Annotated in this window: 25 protein-coding genes, 1 tRNA gene and 1 pseudogene; 16 read left to right on the top strand and 11 right to left on the bottom strand. The window is 57.9% G+C overall.

What is annotated here, in order from left to right:
* Positions 1-42: 42 nt before the first annotated feature.
* The 8 genes from EAV92_RS22350 (at position 43) to EAV92_RS22380 (ending at position 5,178) form a co-directional block, all read left to right on the top strand.
* Positions 43-1,083: a LacI family DNA-binding transcriptional regulator gene (locus tag EAV92_RS22350; protein WP_123043134.1), complete on the top strand. Its 1,041-nt coding sequence runs from the start codon at positions 43-45 to the stop codon at positions 1,081-1,083.
* Positions 1,084-1,102: 19 nt separating this feature from the next.
* Entirely contained in the window at positions 1,103-1,555 is a 453-nt protein-coding gene (locus EAV92_RS22355; protein ID WP_123043135.1) for a VOC family protein, read from the top strand.
* Between the two features lie 28 nt (positions 1,556-1,583).
* Complete coding sequence (locus EAV92_RS24980) at positions 1,584-1,952, top strand: ThuA domain-containing protein (RefSeq protein ID WP_241158354.1); 369 nt, start codon at positions 1,584-1,586, stop codon at positions 1,950-1,952.
* Between the two features lie 63 nt (positions 1,953-2,015).
* Positions 2,016-2,231 (top strand): ThuA domain-containing protein, encoded by a 216-nt coding sequence (locus EAV92_RS24985; protein ID WP_241158355.1) that lies wholly within the window; start codon positions 2,016-2,018, stop codon positions 2,229-2,231.
* A gap of 526 nt (positions 2,232-2,757) precedes the next feature.
* Positions 2,758-3,345 carry a TetR/AcrR family transcriptional regulator gene (locus EAV92_RS22365; RefSeq protein WP_123043136.1) on the top strand — a complete coding sequence of 196 codons (588 nt, stop codon included), beginning with the start codon at positions 2,758-2,760 and terminating at the stop codon, positions 3,343-3,345.
* A 19-nt stretch (positions 3,346-3,364) separates the two neighbouring features.
* Positions 3,365-4,033 (top strand): DUF2306 domain-containing protein, encoded by a 669-nt coding sequence (locus EAV92_RS22370; protein ID WP_123043137.1) that lies wholly within the window; start codon positions 3,365-3,367, stop codon positions 4,031-4,033.
* Positions 4,026-4,643 carry a VC0807 family protein gene (locus EAV92_RS22375; RefSeq protein WP_123043138.1) on the top strand — a complete coding sequence of 206 codons (618 nt, stop codon included), beginning with the start codon at positions 4,026-4,028 and terminating at the stop codon, positions 4,641-4,643. Before EAV92_RS22370 ends, EAV92_RS22375 begins: the two co-directional genes overlap by 8 nt.
* Before the next feature lie 22 nt (positions 4,644-4,665).
* Positions 4,666-5,178, top strand: coding sequence for a GNAT family N-acetyltransferase (locus EAV92_RS22380; protein WP_123043139.1), 513 nt, complete (start codon positions 4,666-4,668; stop codon positions 5,176-5,178).
* Here EAV92_RS22380 and EAV92_RS22385 read toward each other — a convergent pair.
* Positions 5,172-5,783: a DUF3298 and DUF4163 domain-containing protein gene (locus tag EAV92_RS22385; protein WP_123043140.1), complete on the bottom strand. Its 612-nt coding sequence runs from the start codon at positions 5,781-5,783 to the stop codon at positions 5,172-5,174. The two genes, EAV92_RS22380 and EAV92_RS22385, sit on opposite strands and share 7 nt — an antisense overlap.
* A gap of 196 nt (positions 5,784-5,979) precedes the next feature.
* Between EAV92_RS22385 and EAV92_RS22390 the strand changes: the two genes are divergently transcribed.
* From EAV92_RS22390 to EAV92_RS22400, 3 genes are all read left to right on the top strand, one after another.
* Positions 5,980-7,299 carry an FAD-dependent oxidoreductase gene (locus EAV92_RS22390; protein WP_123043141.1) on the top strand — a complete coding sequence of 440 codons (1,320 nt, stop codon included), beginning with the start codon at positions 5,980-5,982 and terminating at the stop codon, positions 7,297-7,299.
* Positions 7,296-8,192: an RNA polymerase sigma-70 factor gene (locus EAV92_RS22395; RefSeq protein ID WP_123043142.1), complete on the top strand. Its 897-nt coding sequence runs from the start codon at positions 7,296-7,298 to the stop codon at positions 8,190-8,192. The genes EAV92_RS22390 and EAV92_RS22395 overlap by 4 nt, the downstream gene beginning before the upstream one ends.
* 97 nt (positions 8,193-8,289) lie before the next feature.
* Entirely contained in the window at positions 8,290-9,699 is a 1,410-nt protein-coding gene (locus EAV92_RS22400; RefSeq protein ID WP_123043143.1) for an ATP-binding protein, read from the top strand.
* A 6-nt stretch (positions 9,700-9,705) separates the two neighbouring features.
* Here EAV92_RS22400 and EAV92_RS22405 read toward each other — a convergent pair whose 3' ends face one another.
* The 5 genes from EAV92_RS22405 to EAV92_RS22425 form a co-directional block, all read right to left on the bottom strand.
* Positions 9,706-10,647, bottom strand: a complete 942-nt coding sequence (locus tag EAV92_RS22405) for an SPL family radical SAM protein (protein WP_241158356.1) — start codon at positions 10,645-10,647, stop codon at positions 9,706-9,708.
* 136 nt (positions 10,648-10,783) lie between these two features.
* Positions 10,784-11,224, bottom strand: coding sequence for a universal stress protein (locus EAV92_RS22410; protein WP_123043144.1), 441 nt, complete (start codon positions 11,222-11,224; stop codon positions 10,784-10,786).
* Positions 11,225-11,612: 388 nt separating this feature from the next.
* Positions 11,613-13,523, bottom strand: a complete 1,911-nt coding sequence (locus tag EAV92_RS22415) for a sensor histidine kinase (RefSeq protein ID WP_164472895.1) — start codon at positions 13,521-13,523, stop codon at positions 11,613-11,615.
* 16 nt (positions 13,524-13,539) lie between these two features.
* On the bottom strand, positions 13,540-15,492 hold the full coding sequence (locus EAV92_RS22420) for a sensor histidine kinase (protein WP_123043146.1): 1,953 nt from the start codon (positions 15,490-15,492) through the stop codon (positions 13,540-13,542).
* 77 nt (positions 15,493-15,569) lie between these two features.
* On the bottom strand, positions 15,570-16,229 hold the full coding sequence (locus EAV92_RS22425; protein WP_123043147.1) for a response regulator transcription factor: 660 nt from the start codon (positions 16,227-16,229) through the stop codon (positions 15,570-15,572).
* Positions 16,230-16,421: 192 nt separating this feature from the next.
* Here EAV92_RS22425 and EAV92_RS22430 point away from each other — a divergent pair, with 192 nt between their 5' ends.
* Both EAV92_RS22430 and EAV92_RS22435 read left to right on the top strand, forming a co-directional pair.
* A complete protein-coding gene (locus tag EAV92_RS22430) occupies positions 16,422-17,585 on the top strand; it encodes an HD-GYP domain-containing protein (protein ID WP_123043148.1) in 1,164 nt (387 codons plus the stop codon).
* Between the two features lie 71 nt (positions 17,586-17,656).
* A tRNA-Thr gene (locus tag EAV92_RS22435) sits at positions 17,657-17,732 on the top strand.
* A gap of 71 nt (positions 17,733-17,803) precedes the next feature.
* Here EAV92_RS22435 and EAV92_RS22440 read toward each other — a convergent pair.
* A pseudogene (locus tag EAV92_RS22440) lies at positions 17,804-18,648 on the bottom strand (MBL fold metallo-hydrolase).
* A gap of 74 nt (positions 18,649-18,722) precedes the next feature.
* Positions 18,723-19,553 carry a non-homologous end joining protein Ku gene (gene ku, locus EAV92_RS22445; protein WP_123043149.1) on the bottom strand — a complete coding sequence of 277 codons (831 nt, stop codon included), beginning with the start codon at positions 19,551-19,553 and terminating at the stop codon, positions 18,723-18,725.
* 142 nt (positions 19,554-19,695) lie between these two features.
* On the opposite strand from ku, the gene EAV92_RS22450 reads away from it, so the two are divergent.
* Positions 19,696-20,154, top strand: a complete 459-nt coding sequence (locus tag EAV92_RS22450; RefSeq protein ID WP_123043150.1) for a WGxxGxxG family protein — start codon at positions 19,696-19,698, stop codon at positions 20,152-20,154.
* A 50-nt stretch (positions 20,155-20,204) separates the two neighbouring features.
* Here EAV92_RS22450 and EAV92_RS22455 read toward each other — a convergent pair whose 3' ends face one another.
* Together EAV92_RS22455 and EAV92_RS22460 are read right to left on the bottom strand one after the other, a co-directional pair.
* Entirely contained in the window at positions 20,205-20,747 is a 543-nt protein-coding gene (locus EAV92_RS22455) for an ImmA/IrrE family metallo-endopeptidase (protein WP_123043151.1), read from the bottom strand.
* 73 nt (positions 20,748-20,820) lie between these two features.
* Positions 20,821-21,225 carry a helix-turn-helix domain-containing protein gene (locus EAV92_RS22460; RefSeq protein WP_123043152.1) on the bottom strand — a complete coding sequence of 135 codons (405 nt, stop codon included), beginning with the start codon at positions 21,223-21,225 and terminating at the stop codon, positions 20,821-20,823.
* A 202-nt stretch (positions 21,226-21,427) separates the two neighbouring features.
* Here EAV92_RS22460 and EAV92_RS22465 point away from each other — a divergent pair, with 202 nt between their 5' ends.
* The gene (locus tag EAV92_RS22465; RefSeq protein WP_123043153.1) at positions 21,428-21,718 is read left to right on the top strand and encodes a hemolysin XhlA family protein; all 291 of its coding nucleotides are present in this window, start codon (positions 21,428-21,430) and stop codon (positions 21,716-21,718) included.
* A gap of 98 nt (positions 21,719-21,816) precedes the next feature.
* Positions 21,817-22,575: a DUF1906 domain-containing protein gene (locus tag EAV92_RS22470; RefSeq protein ID WP_123043154.1), complete on the top strand. Its 759-nt coding sequence runs from the start codon at positions 21,817-21,819 to the stop codon at positions 22,573-22,575.
* Between the two features lie 100 nt (positions 22,576-22,675).
* Here EAV92_RS22470 and EAV92_RS22475 read toward each other — a convergent pair whose 3' ends face one another.
* Positions 22,676-23,326 carry an NUDIX hydrolase gene (locus EAV92_RS22475; protein ID WP_123043155.1) on the bottom strand — a complete coding sequence of 217 codons (651 nt, stop codon included), beginning with the start codon at positions 23,324-23,326 and terminating at the stop codon, positions 22,676-22,678.
* Between the last annotated feature and the right edge of the window lie 52 nt (positions 23,327-23,378).

The following is a 23,378-nucleotide window of genomic DNA, read 5'->3' on the forward strand; positions in this document are numbered from 1 at the left end:
CATAAACACGCGTTCACAATAGAGAGAAGAGGGTATCGCCGATTGAAAAAGACCGGGATCGATTCGGTTGAAATCGCGCGTCTGGCAGGCGTGTCGCGAAGCACGGTCAGCCGGGTCATCAACAATTACAGCAACGTGCCGCCGGAAACGCGGGAGAAAGTGATGCAGGTCATCCGCCAATACAATTACGTGCCTAACGCATCGGCGCAGGTGCTGGCGGGCAAGAAGACGCGAACGATCGGCTTGTTCATGATCGAGGCGGGACACGTGTCCGCTGACATCTTGTCCAACATGCTGCTCGCCAGCGTCATCGAGAACGCTTCCTCGCACGGGTATTACGTTCTGACGCGTATTATCCGCAATGCCAAGGACGAGGAAGAGATCCGCGGCGTGAAGGACATTTTCTACCAACGCCGGATTGACGGCGGCATTTTCATCGGGGCCGCGAATGAGGAGCCGTTCGTCGAAGAATTGATCGACGAGGGTTTCATGGTAGGCATCGTGGACCAGGAAATCCGGGACCACAAAGAGCCGAACCGGATCATCGCGAACTTCGACAACCACGACGGGATGATGCTGGCCGTGGAGTATTTGCACGGTCTCGGCCATCGCAGCATCGGAGCCCTCAACGGGGACATGAACCGATACTCGGGGCCGTCGAAATACGAGGGGTTCCTGGCGGCCATGCGTCATTTCGGCTTGGAGATCCGACAGGAGTGGATCCTGCCCGGAGGATTCAGCGAAGAAATCGGCTACCAGGCGATGGGAAGGTTCCTCGATAGCGGTACGAAGAGGCCGACGGCCATGATCATGGCAAACGACAGCGTCGCCTTCGGAGCCATCCGGGCGATGAATGAGCGCGGCTTGCAGGTTCCCCGGGATCTGTCGGTGATCGGGTTCGACGACCATCCGCTGAGCTCCCGCCATCATCCGGCCTTAACGACGTTAAAGGTCGATTTCGCCGACATGATGGAGAGACTGACGGTCTCGCTCATCCGCCACATCGAGAAGGAAGAAACGGGCTTCACCCCGTTCAGCGTCCGCAACGACCTGATTCGCAGGGATTCCTGCCGGGCTATTTGAAAATAAAGGAGACGGGATCATGCAGCCAAACGCGTTGGGCAACAACGTCATCACGCAAATCGGGTTATTGGTGAACGACATCGAAAAAACGTCCGAAGCTTACGCCACCTTTTTCGGAGTCGAGAAACCGAACTGGTTCTGGACCGACACGGCCGACAAGGCGCAAACCGAGTACCGGGGCGGGCCGACCGAAGCGCGGGCGAAGCTGGCGTTTTTCGATATGGGATCGCTGCAGTTGGAGCTGATCGAGCCGGATCACAACCCGAGCACCTGGCGGGAGAGCCTCGACCGGAACGGCGAAGGCTTCCATCACATCGCGTTCGTCATTAAGGGCATGCAGGAGAAGATCTCTTTGCTCGAGCAGGGCGGCATGCCGCTGCTGCAGAAGGGCGAATACACCGGAGGGCGCTACGCTTACCTGGATTCGTTCAAGGATTTGAAAGTGCTGATCGAGCTGCTCGAAAACGATTGAGCGGAATAGGCAACGGGAGGTGCGCGGCATGAAACGGATTACGGCGGTCGTCGGGGACTTTTACCACTCGGCAGATGAGGCCGGCGAGGCGCTTCAGCAGGCGATCGCGACATGGGCGGGTGCGTCGGACGTCAGCCTGCGTTTCGTGGAAGCGGGCCGGCTGAAGGAAGAGCTCGCCGAGAAGCCGGACGCGGTCATCCTGTTCAAGGAAGACCGGGTGGCTCCCCAAGAGGACGGAAACGCCCGCTGGATGGCGCCGGAAATCGCGTCGGCCATCGTGGATTACGTGGAGCAGGGAGGCGGCTGGCTGGCCTGGCATTCGGGGCTAGCATCCTATGACCCCGACGGTGCGTACGTTTCAATGCTCCGGGGCTATTTCCTGCACCACCCGGAGTAGCACCAACCCGTTCGGTACACGCCGGCCGGAGAAGGCTTCGAAGGCGAAACGCGGGAGTTCGAGGTGCTCGACGAGCATTACTTCGTAGAGTACGACAGTGCCCGCACGGAGACGTTTCTGCGGTCGGAATCGGTAGACGGAAGCTCCGTCGCCGGCTGGAGGCACACGTTCGGCGCGGGCCGCGTCTGCTGCCTGACGCCGGCACACCGGAGGGAAGGGCTCCTTCAGCCCGACTTCCAACGGCTTCTCGGCGAAGCCGTCCGCTGGTGCTGCGGGTAAGTCGGTTACAATAAATAGCGTCCTCACGGGCGCTATTTTTTTGTTGCCGTCCCGCTCAGCCACCGATCCGCCCACCTGCCGAATTAGCGATACTGGATATCACTAAATCGCACCCGAAACCACTCGCCCGCCGAAACGCCGATAATAGACTCCCACAGAGACTAATTTGCGACCAGCCCGCGTTTCCGCCGATAATAGACTCCCACAGAGACTATTTCACGATCTGCGCAGCGTTTCCGCGAAATAGCCTCCCACAGAGACTAATTGATGAGTTGCGCCGCGTTTTCGCCTAAATAGTCTCCCACATAGACTATTTGACGAGCAACTCCGCCATTCCGTCGAAACATTCTCCCACGGAGACTATTACCGCCACATCCCCCACCACGAGTCAAAAGCACGCCAACCCCAAAAAAACAGGAAAAATTTTCACCAAACCCCATTGACAGACCGACGGTCGGTATGCGAAGATAGGCACATAACAGACCGACGGTCGGTATGGACAGATCGAAAGAGAGGAAGAACCGAAATGACACCTCAAACAGGAAAATCGAGTTTTCAAACGATCTTGGATACCGCGGAAGAATTGATCCGGGAGAAGGGCTGCCGCCAGACGACGCTCCAGGACATTATCCGCCGATCCGGCCTTTCCAAAGGCGCGATCTACCACTACGTTTCCAGCAAAGACGAACTGCTGGGCTTGGTCATGAAGTCGCGCATCGAACAGTTGAACGCCCGCTTCACCGAGGCCGTGAACTCCCCGCAGTCTCGGGGCTTGCATAATCCGTTGCAGCTGATCGCCGAGGGCATGGTGAGAAACACGAGCCATGAAGACGTGACCAACCGGATCTTCCTGTACCTCCTGAGCCAGATGGACAACGAGACCGTGGCGGCCACCGTCAAGGAAGTCTATCAATATACGCTGCAGACTTGTACGAAGTGGATCGAGGCGGGCCAGCAGCACGGCGTCATCCCCCCGGACACGGACAAGGCCCGGATCGCCGAAATGCTCGTGATGTTCATGTACGGACTCCGCGTGCAAAACACGATCCTGCAAGAGCCTTCCGGCATGAAAGCGGAGGATTTGATCCGCTTCATGGCCAAGGCCCTATCTTAAGCTGGAGGACTCAATACCGATGACGAATAAAAAGTTGCTGTTTCCCCTGTTGTACGTGCTGGTCACGCTGTTGTCCTTTTACGTCGTGCTCCAATATTTGATTTACAGCCCGAGCGATTCCGGGATGGTTTCCGCCAAAATGGACGATCCGTCCTTTCCATACCGGGTGTGGAAAATCTTCTTCTACCCGCACATCCTGCTCGGCCTCGCGGCCCTGTTGACCGGTTCTTACCAGCTGACGAAACGGAGCCGCCGGAATCCCGCGCTGCACAAGCGATTGGGCCGCATTTACGGGATCTCGATTTTCCTCAACGTTCCGGTCGTGCCGTTCATCGCGCTGTACGCCACCGGCGGAACGCCGTCCACCGTCGCCTTCATGGTGCTGGACGTACTCTGGCTCGCGATGACGGCGGCAGGCGTCCGGTACATCCTCAGGAAGGACGTCGTCCGGCACCGGCAATGGATGCTCAGAAGCTACGCGGTCACGCTCGTGTTCGTCACGTTCCGGATCGTGCTTGGCATCGAATCCCTGCTCACCGACGCGCCGTCCAGCGTTACGTTCCCGGTCGCCGTTGCATTGTCGATCGTCCTCAACCTGGCGTACGCGGAATTTTACATGACGAAGAAATCCAAGAAATCCCCAACCCCCTACATAAACGATAAAGGAAGGTCTGCCCAAAATGTCTAAACGCGCTTATGTCCTCTTTACTCTCGTTATCAACGGTGTCGTCCCTTGGCTGCTGTACGTCTGGTTGTCCGATCATATGAGCTCGTTATCCGCGCTGACCATCGCCACGCTCGTTCCGCTCGCCGACAACTTGGTTCACTTGGTTAAACACCGCAAGCCCGACGCTTTCGGAGCGCTCATGCTGTTCACGTTTCTGCTCACGCTCGTCCTCGTCATGCTCGGCGGAAGCGAGAAAATCCTGCTTGTCCGCGAATCGCTCGTAACGGCGGGCGTCGGCATCGTGTTCTTGGGCTCGCTGCTGTTCGGCAAGCCGCTCATGTTCCATCTCGCCGCGCGGTTCATCGGCAAAAATGATTTCACCGCCAACTGGAGCTACCCGTACTTCCGTTTCGTCATGCGCCTGATGTCGCTCGTGTGGGGCATCATGCTGACGGGGGAAGCGGCCGTGCGGGTGTTCATGGTGTTCCACATGTCCACTGAAAGGTACCTGGCCTTGTCCAACGTGGTGCTGTACGGCTTTATCGGGGCGGCTATCTTGTGGACGGTCGCTTACCGCCGTCACTCTTCCGCGAAGTTTAACGACATCAAGCTTGCCGCGGCTTCCCGCTGATTCGGCAAGAGAGGAGCCTGTCATGGAAATCATTCCGCTCACGAAAGAGCACCGTAAAAGCTTAATCGCGCTGTATCGGGTCGTGACGGCAGAACTGCGCCGCAGCGGCATCGACCAATGGGATTGGATTTACCCGAACCGTTTCACGATTAGCGGCGATATTCGCAAAGGAATCGTTTACGGGATCGTCGAGCAAGGACGCGTATCTGGCGCCATCGTGATCGACCGGGCATCGCCTGCATCAGGTTCGGGAGCATCCCCGGGAGCTGTTCCGTCGTGGTCAATCAACCGGCTTGCCGTTTTGCCCGATATGCAGGGCCGGGGAATCGGCGGACGTTTGCTTCGGTTCGGAGAAGATTTCATCCGGGGCGCCGGAGGCACGCTGATCCGTTTGGAGGTTTACTCCGGCAACCCCCACGCCTTCGGTATGTATCAGCGTGCGGGATACGGGCAAGTCGGAGAGTCCCGTTATCCGTTCCGCAAGCTGCCTTACTTCGTATACGAGAAGGCGCTGCTGGAAGACCTGGCTCAATAAAGCATGGCTCCCAGCGGCCCGTTCTCGTCGATGAGATCCTGGATATCGTAAACGGAGATAGGGAAGTAAGGAAAACCCCATGCATACGGCACGAGCGCATATAAGGGGAAGTAAATCACGAGCGCCTTGTCGGCAATATAATAATCCTGATCCGGCGACAAGCCGGGATAAGGGCCCAGGAGCGGAAGCTTGCGGGTCGCGATTTGCGCCTGGACGATGTCGTTCAGGCGTTTTTCATAGGGGCTTCCGGGTTTGAACAGTTCGCGGAGCGAATATTTGCGGCCCGTGTCAGCATCGAAAGTGAGGGAGTGCTGCAGCGTATTGCCATGCGCCCCGCCGGTATAAGTGTAGTTGAGCAAACAGAGGCTGAGCACCCCTCGCTGGTTGGTTTTCACCTCGAAGAAGCCGAGCATTTCCCGGATATCCCCGCCTGGGTAGCCTTGCGATTGCATTTGGGCGTTGATCGTTCTGACGATGTCTCGGTTCATGGAGTCGCGGGCACTCGGAACGGTTCCTCCCGCAACCGCGGGAATGCTGACTTTCACGTTGCGCGGGGCGGTAAAAGTTCTCACTGTAATAGGAAGCATCAACGTAGTGCGGTTCATGACAATCTCCAGCTTTCCCGCCTTTGGCGTCGTCGTTGTTTCAGCCTATGCATCGCCCGTTCCCCCGGTCCCGAAACACAAATTTTTTTTTTTCTACGCCGGGCGTCACAAAAAATAAGGCAGCGTCGTCTTCTTGGCAACCACGCGAATCCGACCCTGCGGGAATGCGGTTCGCGAACCGAGGAGGCGTTTTTTCATGAAAGACATGAACGGATCCAAAATGAATCGGGTATGGGACATTGCCGTCATCGGCGGAGGGCCGGCCGGTCTTGCGGCTGCGGCGCTGAGCGCCAGGTCGGGGCGTTCGGTGGTGCTGCTGGAGAAGGGAAGCTCGCTGGGCGGCCGCGCGTCTTCGTCGAGGGAGGGCGGCGCTTCCTTGAATCTCGGAGCGCATGCTCTTTACCGCGGAGGCAGCGCCCAGCGCGTGCTTGAGAAGCTCGGCGTAGCGGCGCCGGGCGGAAGTCCGGGCACGAACGTCGCCTGGGTGCCGGAAGAGGGCCGGGGAGAGATCGTCTCCACGGCGGGTTTGCTGCTGGGGCGGACTTTGAATTGGTCGGAGAAAAGAAGATTCCTCAGATTTTTCCTCGGCTTGCGGAAGCTGAACCCGAATGAAGCGACGGGGCAAGGATGGGCGGCCTGGATGGCTGCGAACGGGCTGCATGGGCGGGCTGCCGCGGTAGCCTCCGCCTTGGCGCGGCTTTCCACGTACGTCGGAGACGCGGATTTGCTGGATGCAGGTACGGTGATCCGACAACTGCAGAAGCCCGCGGTCGTCTATCCCGACGGAGGCTGGCAGACGATCGTGGACGGACTGGCGGCGAAAGCCTCGGAAGCGGGGGCGGTCTGCCGAACCTCGGCTTCCGTTGCGGGCGTGGAGCGGGCGGAAGACGGGACCGGCGAGTGGATCTTGCGCTTGGCGGACGGTGAGTACGTCAGGACGGGCCAAGTCATCGCGGCCGTGGAGCCCGCGCGGGTGGCCGATTGGTTCGGCCGCTGGCTGCCGGCGGAATACCTCCGGTCTTTGGAACGGCTGCAGCCGGTGTATGCTTCGGCGCTGGACCTGCATCTTCGCCGGCTGCCCAAGCCAGGCCGCCCCTTCGCGCTCGGACTGGACCAACCGCTGTACTTCTCGGCGCATTCGCAGTGGGCAAAGTTGTGCGACGATTCGGATCATGCGGTCGTTCACGTCATGCGGTATGATGGGGAACAGAAGGATGATATTTCCACCGGCCGTGCCTCTCTGGAGCGGTTTCTGGATCGGGTGCAGCCGGGCTGGCGCGACCTGGTGATCAGGGCACGATACATGCCGCATGTCACGGTCATGTACGGCATGCCTTCACGCGATTTGAAAGGCACCATGGGACGTCCTTCCGTGGATACGGGGTTGGACGGGGTGTACGTCGCCGGGGATTGGACCGGAGGGAAAGAGTCGCTGCTGGACGCTTCCATGTACAGCGCAGACGCGGCGGCGGAGTTGGCCGTCAAAACGAGAGCGATCGGAGTGAACGCGGGATGATGCCGGATCGGCAGTACGGCGGAAACGCGTCGAATGTGGCGGAATGGTATGCCGCTCATCGACGGTATTTGCATACGGTGGCTTATCGGATGCTCGGCACTTATGCCGACGCCGAGGATGTCGTGCAGGACGTTTTCGCGCACCTGCAGGTAAGGGATAACGGCTCGATTCGCGACGAAAGGCCGTATTTGACCAAAATGGTCGTCCGGCGGTCCCTGGACGTTCTGAAATCGGCTCGCAGAAGAAGAGAATCCTACGTCGGTCCTTGGCTGCCGGAGCCGGAAGTGAGGCCCGCGGACGAGGAGCCCGTAAGCGCCATGCTGCTCGAGGAGACCGTGTCCTACGCGCTTTTGGTCGTGTTGGAAGTACTGACGCCGGCAGAGAGGGCCGTTTTCCTGCTGCACGAAGCGTTCGGTTACGGTTACGAAGAGACGGCGGAGGCGCTGGGCAAGACAGAAGCGGCCTGCCGCCAACTGATGAGCCGGGTCCGCCGGAAGCTGGACCGGGAGATCCCCGAACCGGTCTCAACGGAGAAGGGGCAGGAGCTCGTATTTCGTTTCATGCAAGCGGCGGCAAGCGGAAAAATGGAAAGCTTGATGGAGCTGCTTCGTGAAGATATCGTCGTGATGACGGACGGCGGAGGGCGCGTATCCGCGGCCGTGCGGCCGCTTGTCGGGGCCGAGCGCGCGGCGGCATTCGTGCTGGGGCTCATCTCCAAGTACGGCAATTCGGACACGGAAGCCTTGCCCGTCCGCGTCAACGGAGATTGGGGGATCGCCTTCCGGGAGGCGGGCGAGTGGACGACCATTGTGGCGTTCGAATGGCGGGATGAGGCGATGAAGCGAATGTATCTCATCCGCAATCCCGACAAACTGCAGAGCATTCGACTATAGGTACGCACAATGCCCCCGGAAACGGGGGCTTTTCATTTGCATTTCCTATCGTTCCCGTTCAAAATAATAGAAAAGCAGGCAAGCCGGAGGGGACACCATGGAGCTGTCCAAAGTTTTTCTGATCAACATCAGCATGCTGGTCACATTCGCTTATCTGACCAACCTCCTGTACAAAAACGTCCTGATGCGGTTCTCGTTCCGGCTGAAATACGGGCTGACCGTTCTCATTTTCGTCTTGGCCGGCTGTATGACGATGATGTTCAGCTTCGAGATCGGCGGGGCCCGCTTCGACATGCGATATGTCCCGGTGATGTTGGGAATTCTCGTATTCACGGAGCCATGGGCGCTCTTCCTTATCGGCGCGGGAATCGGCGTGGGCCGGCTGTTCTTCGGATTTGACCGAGCCGGTTTTTCCGGTTTCACCATCGCGCTGCTGGTCGGTTTGGCAGCGGTCGCCATTTCCTACGGATTCCGAAGAAGACAAGGGCTTTCTTATTGGAAGAAAGCAACGATCGCGATCCTTGTCATCAATGCGCTTCGGGTGATTCTCGCGCCGGTGTTTAACGTCCTCCCACTGAAAACCTACATGGCGGACGTCTTTCCCATTTCTTTCCCTTTAGGCGTGTTGCTCAGCTACTTTTTCATTTTCATGATTCGGGATTTCCATATCGAACAACTCAAAGCAGAGGAGATCGTCCGCGCCAATCGGCTGCTCCGGGTCCGGACCGATGACCTGAACGAGGCCAAATCCGCGTTGGAACAGAAGGCCGAACAACTGGAGGCGGCTTCCCGCTACAAGTCCGAATTCATGGCGAACATGTCGCACGAATTGAAAACGCCGCTCAACAGCATTCTGCTTCTGTCCCAATTGCAAAGCGATGAGGATACAAGCGAAGAGGACCGCATCAAATACGCGAGGCTGATCCACCAATCCGGCAGCGAGCTGCTGAATTTGGTCGAAGATATCCTGGATCTAACGAAAGTGGAGGCCGGGAAAATCGACGTGACGGACGAGAAAGTGAACCTGGTGGAAGTGTGCCGGACGTTGGAAGAGCAATTCGAGGTGCTTGCGGCCAACAAGGGACTCGGTTTCCATGTCTCTTACGGAGGGGAAATTCCGGATTGGACGCTGACGGATCCGATGAGGCTGAACCAGATTTTGCGCAACTTGCTCAGTAACGCCTTCAAGTTTACGGCGAGTGGCTCCGTCGAACTTTCGTTAACCGTGGCGACGTCCTCGGACGGCGGCAGCGAAGCGCGATTCCATGTGATCGATACCGGAGCGGGCATCCTTCCGGAGAAGCAGGAAGAAATTTTCGAGGCATTCCGTCAGGAAGACGGCTCGATCAGCCGCAAATACGGAGGAACCGGCTTGGGTCTCGCGATCAGCCGGCAGCTCGCCGGCCTGCTGGGCGGCAGGCTGGAAGTTTACAGCGAGAAGGGCGCGGGCAGCTGCTTCACGCTGACGATTCCGATCCGTTCGGAATCCGCGCTGACGGCGGTGTGACCGTTTCTAGAATAAGGTGAGCTGAACGGGGGCTTGGGCGCAATCGGACGGTTCGGACGGACGGGCTGTCGCAGCTTTGTCCCGCCTTTCGCGGTCGCCGTCGTACGCCGTAAGGCCATGCTCCGCCAATTGACCTCTAATTCGGTCGTAAAGCGGCCGCCTGTAAGAATCCGGGGCGTATCCCGACCGCCAATAGAGCCGGCCATACTTCTCCGCAAGCTCGGGATAGCTTTGGCTAAGGGTCGAGAAGAACCAGCTTTTGACCTCGGGGGTCGAAAGCCGTAGGAAAGACGGCATGACGAACGCCGCGCCCGCGTCGGCACATGCGTCAAGCAGGCGGTCGACGGCCTCGGCGCCGTCCGACAGGTACGGCAGGATCGGCGCCATGAATACGCCGGCGCGGATGCCTCCTTCGTTCAGCTTGCGGACGGTATCCAGCCGAAGGCGGGGAGCGGGCGTCGCGGGTTCGAACGTCCGCCAGATGTCGGGATCCATCGTATGCAAGCTGATATTGACGGAGGAGCCAGGGATCCGCTGCAGCAAATCCAGATCGCGGAGCACGAGCGGCGATCGCGTCGTGATGCTCGCGGGCACGCCGAATTCGGCCAGCACCTCGAGGCACCCCCTTGTCAGCTTCGCCTTGCTCTCCAATTGTTGATACGGATCCGTCGCGGTACCGACCGCCACGTGGGTCGGCAGCCGCCGGCCCATTTTCGTTAATTGGGCTCTCAGTACGTCGGGAGCATCCTGCTTCCAAAAAACGTGTTTCTGAAAAGCGTCGTCTGCGGATTCGCCGATAAACGAGTGCGTGCTTCGAGCATAGCAGAAGCTGCAGCCGTGCTGGCACCCCCGGTAAGGATTGATCGACCAGTCGAACGGCATCGAAGGAGCTTTGACGGGATTCAGCACCATTTTGGGACGGATCGGTTCGTAACGGGTCGGATTCAAGGGGCACCTCCAGCATAATTAGCGAACGTATGTTCCTATTAGTATACCCCGAGTATAGAAACCCGGCAATAGCTTGAAAGTGGAAAAACCCGCCAAATCCTCCTCTTGAGGATCGCGGGTTTTTCTGTGTCCGTGCTTATTCTTTCATGATCAAAACCGGACAGTGCGCGTGGCGCAGCACATATTCGCTCACGCTCCCGACGAAGAACCGCTCGAGGCCGTTCAAACCGCGGTGGCCGATGAGAATCAGATCGGCGTTCACCCGTTTCGCGTAGTCCACGAGAGAGGGTCCGGGAGATCCTTCAAGCAAGGTCGTCTTACGCGCGACGTTATCCGGGAGCGACTCGTACGCCTGATTCAGCAGGTCCCTGGCGTTTACTCGGAATTCCTCCAGCACCTCGGGAGGCGCGGGTACGGCGGCTTCGACCGTCACCGCAGGGCGGGGAAGCTCCAACACATGGACGGCCTCGACCGAGGCACCGAAACGCTCGGCCATTTCGCCGGCAATCGCCGAGGCGCGTTTGGACATTTCGGAACCGTCGTATGCGAGCACAATCGATCGGATGGTCATGGACATGGCAAGCCCTCCTTGTAAGCACCCTTTACCCGTCGGCAAGCAGGCTTGAAACCGGGTGTAGCAGGCTCCGATAGCGCAGACGAGTGATCCGTCGAGTTATTGCTTTCTGGCGCTAATTCCGATTAAGTGAGCGGACTTGGCGGGTTTTATTGCTTTTGGACACTAAAAAGGCGGCTCGTGCCCCAAAAAGGGGGGTGGAGACGCCTTTTTAGTGTCGGAATGCAATAATTCGGGATCGGTCACCGCGAATTTACCGAAGTTAGTGCCCAAACGCAATAACTCCGACCGCACAAGTTCCGTAACTCTTCATGCAGACGCCATTCCCAATGGCCATCGACCACGAACGAATCGGGCGGATAAGAGGGCGCACGAGGGATGGTTCGCGAAACTAAGCCGGCATGGACAAGAACAGCACCGCACCGCCCGAGGAGGACTGCAGCCGAAGCTCGCCTCCCAGGCGGGAGACGCGCTCGGTGACGGCTTTCAAGCCCAGCCCGAGCTCGTGTTCCGGCAATGTTTTTCCGTCGCCGATCAGGAGGAATCGGATGGCGCCGGATTCGGCCTCAAGCTCGAATTCGAAGCGCTTGGACGAACCGTGCTTCAGCCCGAGCGCCAAACCTTCCTGAAGCGCTTGGAAAAGGACGCGCTTCTGCAGCGCGGACAGCGTGAGGGGCAGCGGGCCGATCCGGCAATCCACCCGGCAGCCGGATCGTTGTTCCGCGTCGCGGATCAGCGCTCCGATCGCACCTGGCAGATCGAAATGCCCCAAGTCGTCGCGAAGGAGGCGCACCGAATGCCGGATATCCTCGAGGCCTTGCCGGGCGAGATTCTGGGACGCCTCCAGTTTCTCCTCCGCTTGCGGCCGGTCGAGCGGAAGCAGCCGCCTGGCCGCTTCCAGCTGAATAATGGCGGCCGACAGCGTGTGGCCGACCGTGTCGTGGATGGCGCCGGTGATGCGGTGCCTTTCCTCCAGCATCATCGATTCGGCCATCGCTTCCGCCGACTCCTTCTGGGAAGCGGCCAGCCGTTCGTTGGCGATCTCCAGCTCGCTGTTGCTCGCGCGGATCTCTTCGATCCGGGACGCCACCAACTGCTCCAAAGAACGGTTGAGCTCCGTCAACTGCCGGTTCATCGCGGTATACCTATAGATGATGATCCGGATCAGGCAAATGACGAAGGCGAACAGCCCCAGATAAATCAGGTCTTCCGGCAGACTGACCAGATAATCCCGCAGCCCCGGCCACCACTCGTACAAGTTCGGAGGCAGCCAGTAACGGATGACATGGACGAACGCGATGGCGACGAGCGAAGTGAACCCGGCCATGACCCAGATCGACTCCAGGTCTCTGCGCGTGCGGTAAGCTTTCCAAATCGTCCAATAAGAAATGACGAACATGCTCAGGAAAATCGGAAGATACAGATAGGAAGTCCAGAACGTGTAGAAATAGACGCTGACGAACGCGCCAGCCGTCGCCAGGACGGAAAACCACAGCACGATCCGGCGAAGCGTCTTCAAAGCCCGCCCGTTAATGCCGGGGAACACCTGCTCCAAAGCGCCGACGACGGCGAACGTGGCCCATGGCATCGAGGTTTCCTGTAGAAAGCTGATCCACGGGCTGCTCCACAAGAATTTGATCAATTGGTTGCCGACGAAAGAAGCGTAACCTCCGGCGAAAGCCAGCAGGGCGAAATAGAGATACAGTTTCTCCCGATGGGAAACGTAAAAGCCGATCGACACCAAGCAGCTGAAGATCAGAAGACCGCCTAAAATAATGTTGTCCAGATCTTTATGCAGGCTGCGATTGACGAACGAAGCTTTCTCCCCGAGTTCGATCGAGGGGTTTTGCGTGCTGAGCTCGCCGTTGCGCATCAGCAGGTCGACATGGTCAGGGAGCTGCAGCGGCAGCCGGAACATGTGCCAATAGAAGCCGCTGTTCACCCGGACGCCCTTTCGGGCCGGCATATCCTCGTAAATGATGATCCCGCTCGCAAAAGCGCGATTGTCGCCGGCATGGAGGATGAAGAGGGCCGGGTCCTTCCATTGTCCGGCCGGCAACGGCACCCGGAGCCAATACATTTTCTGCGCGACCTCCACCGGGGCTGTATAGGGCCGCCATCCGTTCATTGGGGGAGACTCGTCCCATGACGTTGCCGGCGCCCAGCGCCAGCCGGAGGAATCCAGCCGGATGGCGTCCGCATCCCGCTCGAAAGCGGCGAGGGCGCCTCCGACGGTGAACAACAAGGCCAAAATAATCGTGAACGTGCGCAGAACGGGCAAGTGGCGTTTCAGAAAAGACATGTTCATGATTCTCTCCCTACACCAATTCTTGGTGCCGCGGCTCCCGATAGGGCAGCGAAAGCAGCAGCACGCAGCCGGGATGGCCCGGTTCGATCGACATGACGCCGCCGAGCTCTGAAACCCGGTCGGACATGGCTTTCAGTCCGAAGCCGAAGGAGGAGGGCTCGTACGTGCGGCCGTTCGACTCCAGCCGGAAAAACACGATCGGGTTTTCCACGGTTAAGGTAAAGACGAAGCGGGTGCTGCCGCCGTGGCGAAGGGCGTTCGTGATGCCTTCCTGCAGCGCCTGGTAGAGCACTCTTTTCTGCAGGGTCGTCAGCGTATCGGGCAGCGGTTCCATCTTCACGTCGAACTCTGCATCGGTCGTCTGCTCCGTTTCGCCGATCAGGCCGATCATCGCGTCCGTCAAATCGTAACGGGAGAAGTCGTCCTTGAGGAGCCGCACGGACTGCCGGATTTCCTCAAGCCCTCTGCGGATCAGCCCTTGGGAAGCGGTCAGCTTGTCCAAGGCGAGGCGTGGGTCGCGATCCAGCAGCCGTTTGGCCGCCTCCAACTGGATAATGGTAGCGGTCAAGGCGTGGCCGACGGTGTCATGGATGTTGCCCGTGATGCGGTTTCTTTCTTCGAGCACCATGGTGGAGGCGATCGTCTCGGCCGTCTCCCGGGTGGATTGCGCCAGCCGGGTACTGGATTCCCGAAGCTGCCTCGTCCGCTCTTCCAATTCGGAGGTCCGGGCCCGAACGCTCTCTTCGAGGAATTCGCCGGTGTGTTGAAGCCGTTCGTTCATGACGCCGAAACGGTACAGGATAACGCGGATCAGGCACAGCAGGAAAAGGAACAGTCCGACGGAGACGAGGTCGAAAGGAAACCGGTTCAAACCCGGCGCCTCCCGCGCCGCCAGCTCGAAAACGCTGGGAAGATACGTTTTGAACACATGGATCAAGGAGAAGAACGCCACGACGATAAAGCCGGAAAGCATCCATACCGAGTCGGGGCCTTGTCGCTCCCGGTAAGCGATCCGAAGCTGCCAGAAGATGATGCCGGCCGTCCCGAGAAACACCGCAAGAAGCGGGTAGCTGATCAGCCAGCCGTATAAGGAGGGGCGGAAGAACAAGCCGCCGGCCAGCGTGAGCGCCGTGTATCCGAGGAGGACTTGGCGCAGCCGACGCATGATTTTGACGCCGGTGGAAGGGAAGACTTCGCCCATGATGCTGACGAGCGCGTAGACGCCGAGCGGGAAAACCGCGAAATCCATATAGGCGAGCCAGGGCTGGTCCCAATACACCTGAAGAAGGTAGTTGCGAACCAGCGAAGAGTAGAATCCGCAGAAGGACAGCAGGCTGAAGTAGAGTTGGAGCCTGTCCCGGCGGACGATGTAAAGCCCCAGCGCGGTGAAGGCGGTAAACAGGAAAAGGGCGCTGAGCACGAAGCTGTAGCTGTCTTTGCGGAGCAACTCGATATATAAGTCGCCTTTGCTCACCGTCTGGATCCAAGGAGCCGGACGCGAGGCGCCGCGGTTGTCCGCCAGCACATAAACTTCGGATGGAAGCGGGGTCGGCAAGGGAACGAGATTCCAATGCGTGAACAGGTTGATCCGCTGGCCTTGCCGGCCGGGATCGTAATCGTAGAGAAGTCGGTTCCCGTCAAAGACCCGGATGGATACGGCGTTGAAAATCCACAGGGCGGGATCTCGCGGCGCGTCGGCGGGAAGGGGGAGGCGGAGCCAGAAGTAGCGGGTGTCGTTATGGATGTCGGGCTCCGATTCGAACGGGATCCAGCCTGAAGACGGGGGAGCGGCGTCTTCGAAAGAGGAGGCAGGCGCCCATTGCCAGGCGGAACGATCGGGATTGCGCCCTTCGTATCCGAGCTCCAGCGTAGAGAGCCCCCATCCGATCAGGGCCAGCAAGGAAACGAGCAGGCCCATCGTGCGGAATAGGGGCAGATGGTGGCGCCAGCTGCTGCGAGACAAATGCCATTCCTCCCTGAACGTACAGCGATCGTGTTTTCATTGTAGCGGGGAAGCAGGCGGTCTCACAGTGACTGTTGTCATATGACAGTCATGTCTTTCAGCCAGATGACGGCTTGCGTTCGGTCATTCGTGCCGATCTTATCGTAAATCGTGCTGATGTAATTTTTGACCGTTCCTTCGCTCATGAACAGCAGTTGGGCGATTTCCCGGTTATTCCGTCCTTCCACCATGAGGGAGATAATGCTCATTTCCCTCTCCGTGAATTTGACTTCGGAAGCTTTGCTTCGCGTCCTGGAAGCCGCGGAGTCACCGGATCCGGCTGCGGACAAGCGTGCCGCCAGCTTCACCGCGATCGCGGAGGGCAGCATGATGTCGCCGCGGGCGGCTTCGCGGATGGCTTGCAGAAGCTTGTCCGTCGGAATGTCCTTCAGCAGGAAGCCGACGGCTCCGCTTGCCAGCGCTTCAATAATGTATTCATCCTCGTCGAAGGTGGTGAGGACGAGCACTTTGGTGCCGGGCATCGTGCCGCGCAGCTTTTTGACGGCTTCGATTCCGTTCATGACCGGCATCCGGATGTCCATGAGCACCAAGTCGGGGCGATACTGCTCGACCAATCGGCAGGCTTCCTCGCCGTTCTCCGCGGTGGCGACGACCTCGATATCTTCTTCTAATTGAAGGATCGTCTGCAGGCCGTCCCTCATGAGGGTCTGATCGTCGGCGATCAATACTCGGAGCATGCGGCACTCCCCTTTCCATTTCCATTATAAGACATAGGTCCCTTTTTGGCATGGAGCTTTCGACGCGTTCTTGCGATTTTTGTGACTTTGCTCCTGACGCGTGTCACTGGTCATATGACGCGAGGCTCCCGTACGATAGGACTATGACAGGGGACGCGATGCCGGGCCCCCGAGTGAAAGGAAGTGTCGAGTATGATTATCATGAGAACAAGCGAATGCCGTCCGGGGATGAAGCTGGGCCGCTCGATCTATACGGAGCAAGGACACGTGCTCGCCGGAAGAGGGTTCCTGTTGACGGAGCATGCCATCCTGAAGCTTCAACAGATGGGACTTCCGTTCCTGCATATTGAAGAACAAGGAACGGAGGACATCGCGCCGGACCAAGCTATACGGGACGAAACGCTCATCGTGCTGCACGGCGCATTGTCGCACGTGATGGACGAATTGTCGGCCGGCGCCAAGGAAACCGTGTCGGGTTCCGTCGTTCGCTTCTGCCACGATTCCGCGAAACTGCTCGTGGATGATCTCCGCGTGCGCCGCAACCACCTGTGCCTGCCCGTCCATCTGAGCACGACGCTGACCGACGGTGACAAGCAGCACTTCGTCGAGCATGCGCTGAACGTCGGCGTTTGCGCAACGAAGCTCGGACTTGAAGAAGGGTTGTCCGGAGAAGAGCTGCACGCGTTCTCGATGGGCGCCATGCTGCACGATATCGGCCGTCTCCTGCTTCCGAACGGGTTGGACAGCAAGGCGATGAACTCCGATTTCGCCGAATACGGCAACCATGCCGAGCTGGGCTTCCGTTTGCTGAGGGACAGCGGCTTCCCGACCCTGACCGCCCAATGCGCGCTGTTCCATCACGAACGCGTGGACGGCAGCGGCTATCCGTTCGGCCTGCAGGGCCACCGGATCCATCCGCTCATCCAATGGGTCAGCATTTTCGATATGTTCGATACGCTGGTCAACGGACGCGGACAAGGCAGCCCGATGCTGCCGCACGAAGCGCTTGAAGTGATTTACGGCGGGGCCGGCTCCTTGTACGACATGGAGAAGGTTTGCCGCTTGCGCGACAGTATGGCGTTGTTTCCGAAAGGAACGACCGTCCGACTGAGCTCCGGCGAGATCGGCGTCGTATCCGGCTTCGACGAAGACAGCAAGCAGCGCCCGATCGTCCGCGTCATCCGCAATCCCGAAGGAACCGCCCTGGACCGTCCTTACGAGGTAGATCTGAAGCGCCAGCTGCATTTGATGATCAGCGGCTTCGGCACTTCGAAATCCGTGCACGGCAGCTCGGCGTTCGACTTGGCAGCGGATCCATCGCATGCCCGTGAGAACCGCGTTTTCCACGTCGTATGATGGCCAAAAAAAACCAGCCATTAAATGCTTGACTTTCTGCTTCAAAAACAATATTCTATAAAAGTGATTTCGCTGATGTAGCTCAGCTGGTAGAGCAACGCATTCGTAATGCGTAGGTCGGGGGTTCGAATCCCTTCATCAGCACCACTTACAAAAACATTAACGGCGCGGCTTCCGAAGATTTCGGAACCGCGCCTTTTTGGTTTTCATGCTCTGGCCTAGTTTACATATTTTCCGTAATCGGGGACTGCGATTTGATCAAATTCATTGACGAGTTTTTTAAGGCTCTTGGCAAGTATGTCGCCGGACATGGGTATCCCGTGGCCGGTAATGGCGACCGAAGGCTTCAATGCCTCCAGTTGAATCACGGATTGTTTTGCGGCTTCCCAATCCGTCGTGAGATAACGGGGAGGTCCGCTAATTTCCTGTTCTTGAGTGAATACTTTATACAGGTATTCTTGTTTCACCGTTATGAAAGCATCGCCTGCGATCAGGCCCGGTCATGTTCACGGAATAAAGAAACGTGCCCCGGAGAATGTCCGGGCGTATGAATCCATCTGAATTCCGGCAAATAGGGAACGGTTTCATCCATAGGCAGCGCTTGGACGTGATTCCCTAAGTCTATGGGTTCATTAGGGAACAGCGGGGATATTTTTGATATCATGCCGCCTTCCACTGTCGAGTCCGGCTGCGGATAGCTTTTTTGGCCGGTGAGAAACGGCAGCTCCATGGGATGCGCGTAAACCGGGACTTTCCATTCCTTAACCAGTTCGATTATTCCGCCCACATGATCAAAGTGGCCATGGGTTAGAATGATGGCATGGGGCCGTCCATTCGCACCGAATCGCTGTTCGGCGACGGACATGATTTCATTCCCTGACATAGGCATACCGGCATCCACTAATACGAAATCACCGGTTGCCGGATTGCCCACGAAACTAACGTTGACGATTTGGATCGTGTGACCATATAAATCAGGCAATACCTCAAACCCAAGACCGCTTCCCAATGAAGTCGCCGGAATAAATTTGTAATCCGTTCCGTAATGCATTTCTTGATCCATTATTCACTCCTCCTCAGCTAAATGCCCGTCTGTATGATTCCCTGATTTCGGAAAATAGTCGGTTGATATTCGGCTCATTTCGCCGCTTTACTCCGTTTCGCCTTTTTGGCGGAGAGGTCCGGCTCTTCCTGCCCGATGTCCGCCAAGCTTCTTTGGATCGCCGACATGAAATCGGTAAGGTGCCGGCTGGAGTCCGTCGATGCGAGAGGGTGAGAAACCTCGGGAACTTGGCCGGCGATTTTGGAATCGATCAGGTGGATCATGGACTCGTTATGCACGTTGGGATATAGCGCGGGATCGTAAGGCACGGACAAGCCGGATACCAAGCTGCCGAATGCCTGCATCAACTCGGTTGTCATCTCGGGTACCGCGGAGGAGTTTGCTGCCGGGTACGCTCGGACTTCATCGGCATAGTGCAGCGTGGTGAGCATAAGTCCGTCTTTGGAAGCCCACAGGGCGGCAAGCTGCTGAACGGATCTCATCGTCACGTAACCGATGCCGGTTCGTTTCATTTTCAACAAAGAATAACGGAGAAGCTCGAAAGCCTGCCCGCCCACCTCGTCGACGCCTACGAAGTAATGCTTCTTCCAATAATGGGGTTCAAGTTCGGACGAACGGACGAAGTGCTGGACGCGGAACGTTTTGTCGGCAGGCGGCGCAATCGCTTGAAGCTCTTCTTCGCTCACTTCGACGAACTTACCGCCGCCAAGGTCGTAAACTTTGCGGATATTTTCGTTTTCCACTTCGGTCTGGCAACTTTGGCAATACTTCAAGTGCGAGATCGGATTTCCGCAATCGGCATGCTGCTGCCGGAATGAGATGCCTTTCTCCTCGGTGGCGGAATACAGCTTGATCGGAACCTGGAGCTGGGCAATTTGAATCGTGCCTTTCCAGAACGCTTGCATGATAACGTCCCCTATCCCTGAAAATAAATCATTATCTTTATTTCCAAAGTTAGAGGGTGAAATACAGCGGTTTCCAGCATAAACGCCGTACCGGAGGACACCTTAATGAAGGATTAAAACTCGTTTAAAAGGTGGGTACAGCATGAAAAGACAGATCCAAAGCGGTTTGATGGTCGCAGGCTTGTCTTTGATGTTGGCCGTTCCGGCCTATGCTCAAGGCACGAACAGCACGACGGGTACCGGCATGGGCACGTATAGCGGTACGGGCACATACAACAATACGGGCACGCCGGGTACCTATAATGGCGTCGGTACGACGAACGGCACGGGAACGTTCCACGGTGCAGGCATCGGCATTAACGGTACGGGCGTCGGAGTGGGCACGTATACGAACAGCGGCTTCAGCAACAATATGGGCCGCACCGGAACTTACGGAACGAATAACTACACCGGGTACAACACGGGCGTGACGAACACGGGCCGGTACCGCACGACGGCAACGACGACGACACGCAACTATGACTGGGGATGGCTGGGTCTTCTGGGTCTGATCGGCCTTGCCGGTATGCGCAACAGAAATCCGGAGCGGGATCGCAGCTAATTTCTCGACACCCCGATAATACGAAGAGCCCGCCCTTGATGGCGGGCTCTTCACGTCGGCAATCCGGAACGCGGCAGAGGATAGGCACCGGCTTCCAGCGCTTCTTCCCACAAAGCGCGGGCGAAAATCCGGCGTTGAATCTGCTCCAGCCTTCTCCGCGCCAAGGCCGGCGTGACGCCGAACCGATCCGCAAGCAGTTCCGAGGCTTCTTCCAGGCTGTCGGGCAGAGGGATCGCCATCAGCATGGAGGCGGGAATCGCCGCGTATAGAACGAACCGGTTGGCCTCCGCTTCCTGCCCCTCGCAAAACGATTTGGGCATCAGCGTCTGATTGCCGGCATGGCGAAGCACGTGGCATAGCTCATGCAGGAACTCTTCCCATTGTTCCCTGGCGCCCAGTCGTTTATCGATGAGAATGGAGCGCATGCCTAAATATTCGAGAGCCCGGCTGGTCTCGTCCATATAGTGGACCCAGACATTCAAACGCGCGGCCACCTCGTCAATGTTCAACTGCGAGACCGCCCGGATGCCGGCTTTGTCCCACAACTGCTCCGTCCACTGCTCCAGCGTGGTTTGCGCAAAGCTCAGATTCATGGCTTCACCTTTATTGAATGAGAATGTATGTTCGTATTTTTCCGGAAAAGAAAAGCCCTTTGAGGGCCCTCGTTTACGCTCCGCCTTGCCGGTCGCCCGGCTTCCTTCCTTGTTCCTTCTCCCGGATGAACTCCCAAAACCTCCGCATTTCCTCTTTGCGCGCTTCCGGCGCGGCCAAGTACTCCTTGAAAAAAACGCCATGCTCCGGATTGTTGATGAATTGCTCGAATGCCGCATGGAAATCGGCATCGCCTGTTTCAGGATGTCCCGCGGTTGGGTCATCCGTGCGGCCCAGCAAGTAATCGGCCGTCGTTTTATAATATTCGGCAAATCGGCTCAGCATCTGGGGGTCCGGCTTGCGATCCCCGGATTCGTAACGCGACAATTGTACGTTGCTGATACCCAGGTCTTTGGCGGAGTCAAGCTGCGTCTTGCCGAGCTTTTCCCTGCGTTCCCGCAGGCGGTGTCCGAGTGGCATCGTCGATCTTCCTTCGAGTGGAGTGGGATAACTTTAGTATAGCAGGTTTGTCGGTTTGGTAAAACTTTATTTTGCCATTTTGGAAATTTTAAGTTGACTACGAGAGTTATTGCTCTTATGATAGAGTTGCAATTTCCATTATGGCAAAAATAATTGTATCAGATGTTACCGAAATGGCAATGAAAAAGGAGGCGGGTAACGGATGAGAACCCATCCCATGCGCCAAAACGACAAAGTGGATGAAATGAGGGAGTTCGCGGAAATGCGGGAGCGCCTGGTCCGGCTGGAGACCATCCTGGAGGCTTTGGGGGAGGATCGGGAAACCGCTAAATTGTCTAAAGAGACGGCATTGCACGCGATCCAGGCTGCGAAATCCGCGCACCATCGTTTGGACGACATGAAGGAAGGCCAGCGGTGGCTCTGGCGCACGATTGCGGGAACCATCCTGGCATCCGCGGCGGCGATTTTAACGAGTTTCATTACGGGAAGCTGATGAGATTTCTCTTAGAGCCCTCATAAAACCCTCGCTAGTCTCATTCAATAAAAGAAGATGCGTAATGCATTCAACCGCAGAAAAGCGAGGGATGCCTGGTGGCCGAAGGAATCGACTGTGCCACGCCGCTGAACGCCGATCATGCGAGATCGCTCGCCGGAGCCGGATATCGGTTCGCCGCCCGTTATCTGGTGCCGGCAGCGTATGCTTGGAAGCGCCTGACCCGAGCGGAGGCCGAAGCCATTACGGCGGCGGGCCTGCAGATCATCTCCGTTTACGAAACGTCCGCGAACCGTGCGGCGGGGGGTGCATCCGCCGGGCTGGCGGATGGGACCGCGGCGATGCGGGAAGCCCGAGCGGTCGGTCAGCCCGAAGGCTCGGCCATCTACTTCGCGGTCGATTATGACGCGGCGGCCAGCGACTTCGATGAAATCGAAGCCTACTTGAAAGCGGCGGCTTCTCGGATCACCGGGTATGAAACCGGCGTATACGGTTCTTATTCGGTCGTGGAGGAGATGGCCAGGCGGCAGGCGTGCCGGCATTTCTGGCAGACTTACGCGTGGAGCCGGGGGAAGAGAAGCGATCATGCCAACGTCTTTCAGTACCAAAACGACGTCCGGGTCGCCGGGGTCGCCTTGGACTTGAATCATTCCTACGGCGGCGAAGGCTGGTGGAACACCCAAGACCCTCAATTGAAGATAGAGGAGGAGGTTCCGTCGATGAGCCAAGAAGACGCGGTGAAAATCATCGCTTTTCTCCAAGCGGCTTGGAACGCGGCGACGACGAAGACCGACAAGGACGAATTCCATCGTCTCGCGAACGAAGTCCGGAAAGCCGCCGGCATGCCGCTGGAGTGAACTTCAGGAACGAAAAGAAGCGACCCGCCGGGAACCCATCCAGGCGGGTCGCTCCTGTTAGGATGCTCGCAACACCTTATCGGTGCGGATTTCGCAAACGTTATTCGCGAGCCGCCAAGCCGTGCAGAAACCGAAACACCCCGACATAGTAGGCATAATCCCGGGAAACGAACTGCGACGCCCGGACCCGAACGCGGCTCGGCAGCGCCTTACCGTCCTTCACTTCGATGCCTTCAGCCTCGACGGAGTCCTCGTATCCTTCCATCATCGCGATCAGGCGAAGGGCATCCGCTTCGTACAAGCCCGCCACTTCTTCCTCCTGAAGCCGGAAATCGCGCGGGAGTTGTTCGGTCACGAAGCCGTATACGTGGCTGAGCTCCCGGTCGATATACCGTTTGCCCTGCGCTTCGCCTTCCGCTTCTTCCCGAATGTTGCCGTAATAAACAAGCCGATCGAAAGGCACGGACAAGCCGAGCTCTTCCTCGACTTCCCGCACCGCTTCTTCCACCGTTTCGCCTGCGGCAAGGTGGCCGGCCGCCGTGATGTCGTAGCCTCCGGGATTCGTGTCTTTGGCGTCCGAACGCCGCTGGAACAGGATTTTCACCCGGCCGTCCCCGTCCAACCGGACAAGCCAGCAATGGAATGTTTGATGCCAATGGCCTTGCTCGTGAACTTCCGTCCGGGAAGCGGTGCCGAGCGGATTCCCTATACCGTCGTAAATGTCAAAAAGTTCGTTATTTGGGGTTGTCATATCGGAAACCTCCCATTAATTGGACCGAGCCGGAAGGGAATTTGGCGTATAT

The organism is Cohnella candidum (genome assembly GCF_003713065.1).
Taxonomy (GTDB): Bacteria; Bacillota; Bacilli; order Paenibacillales; family Paenibacillaceae; genus Cohnella; species Cohnella candidum.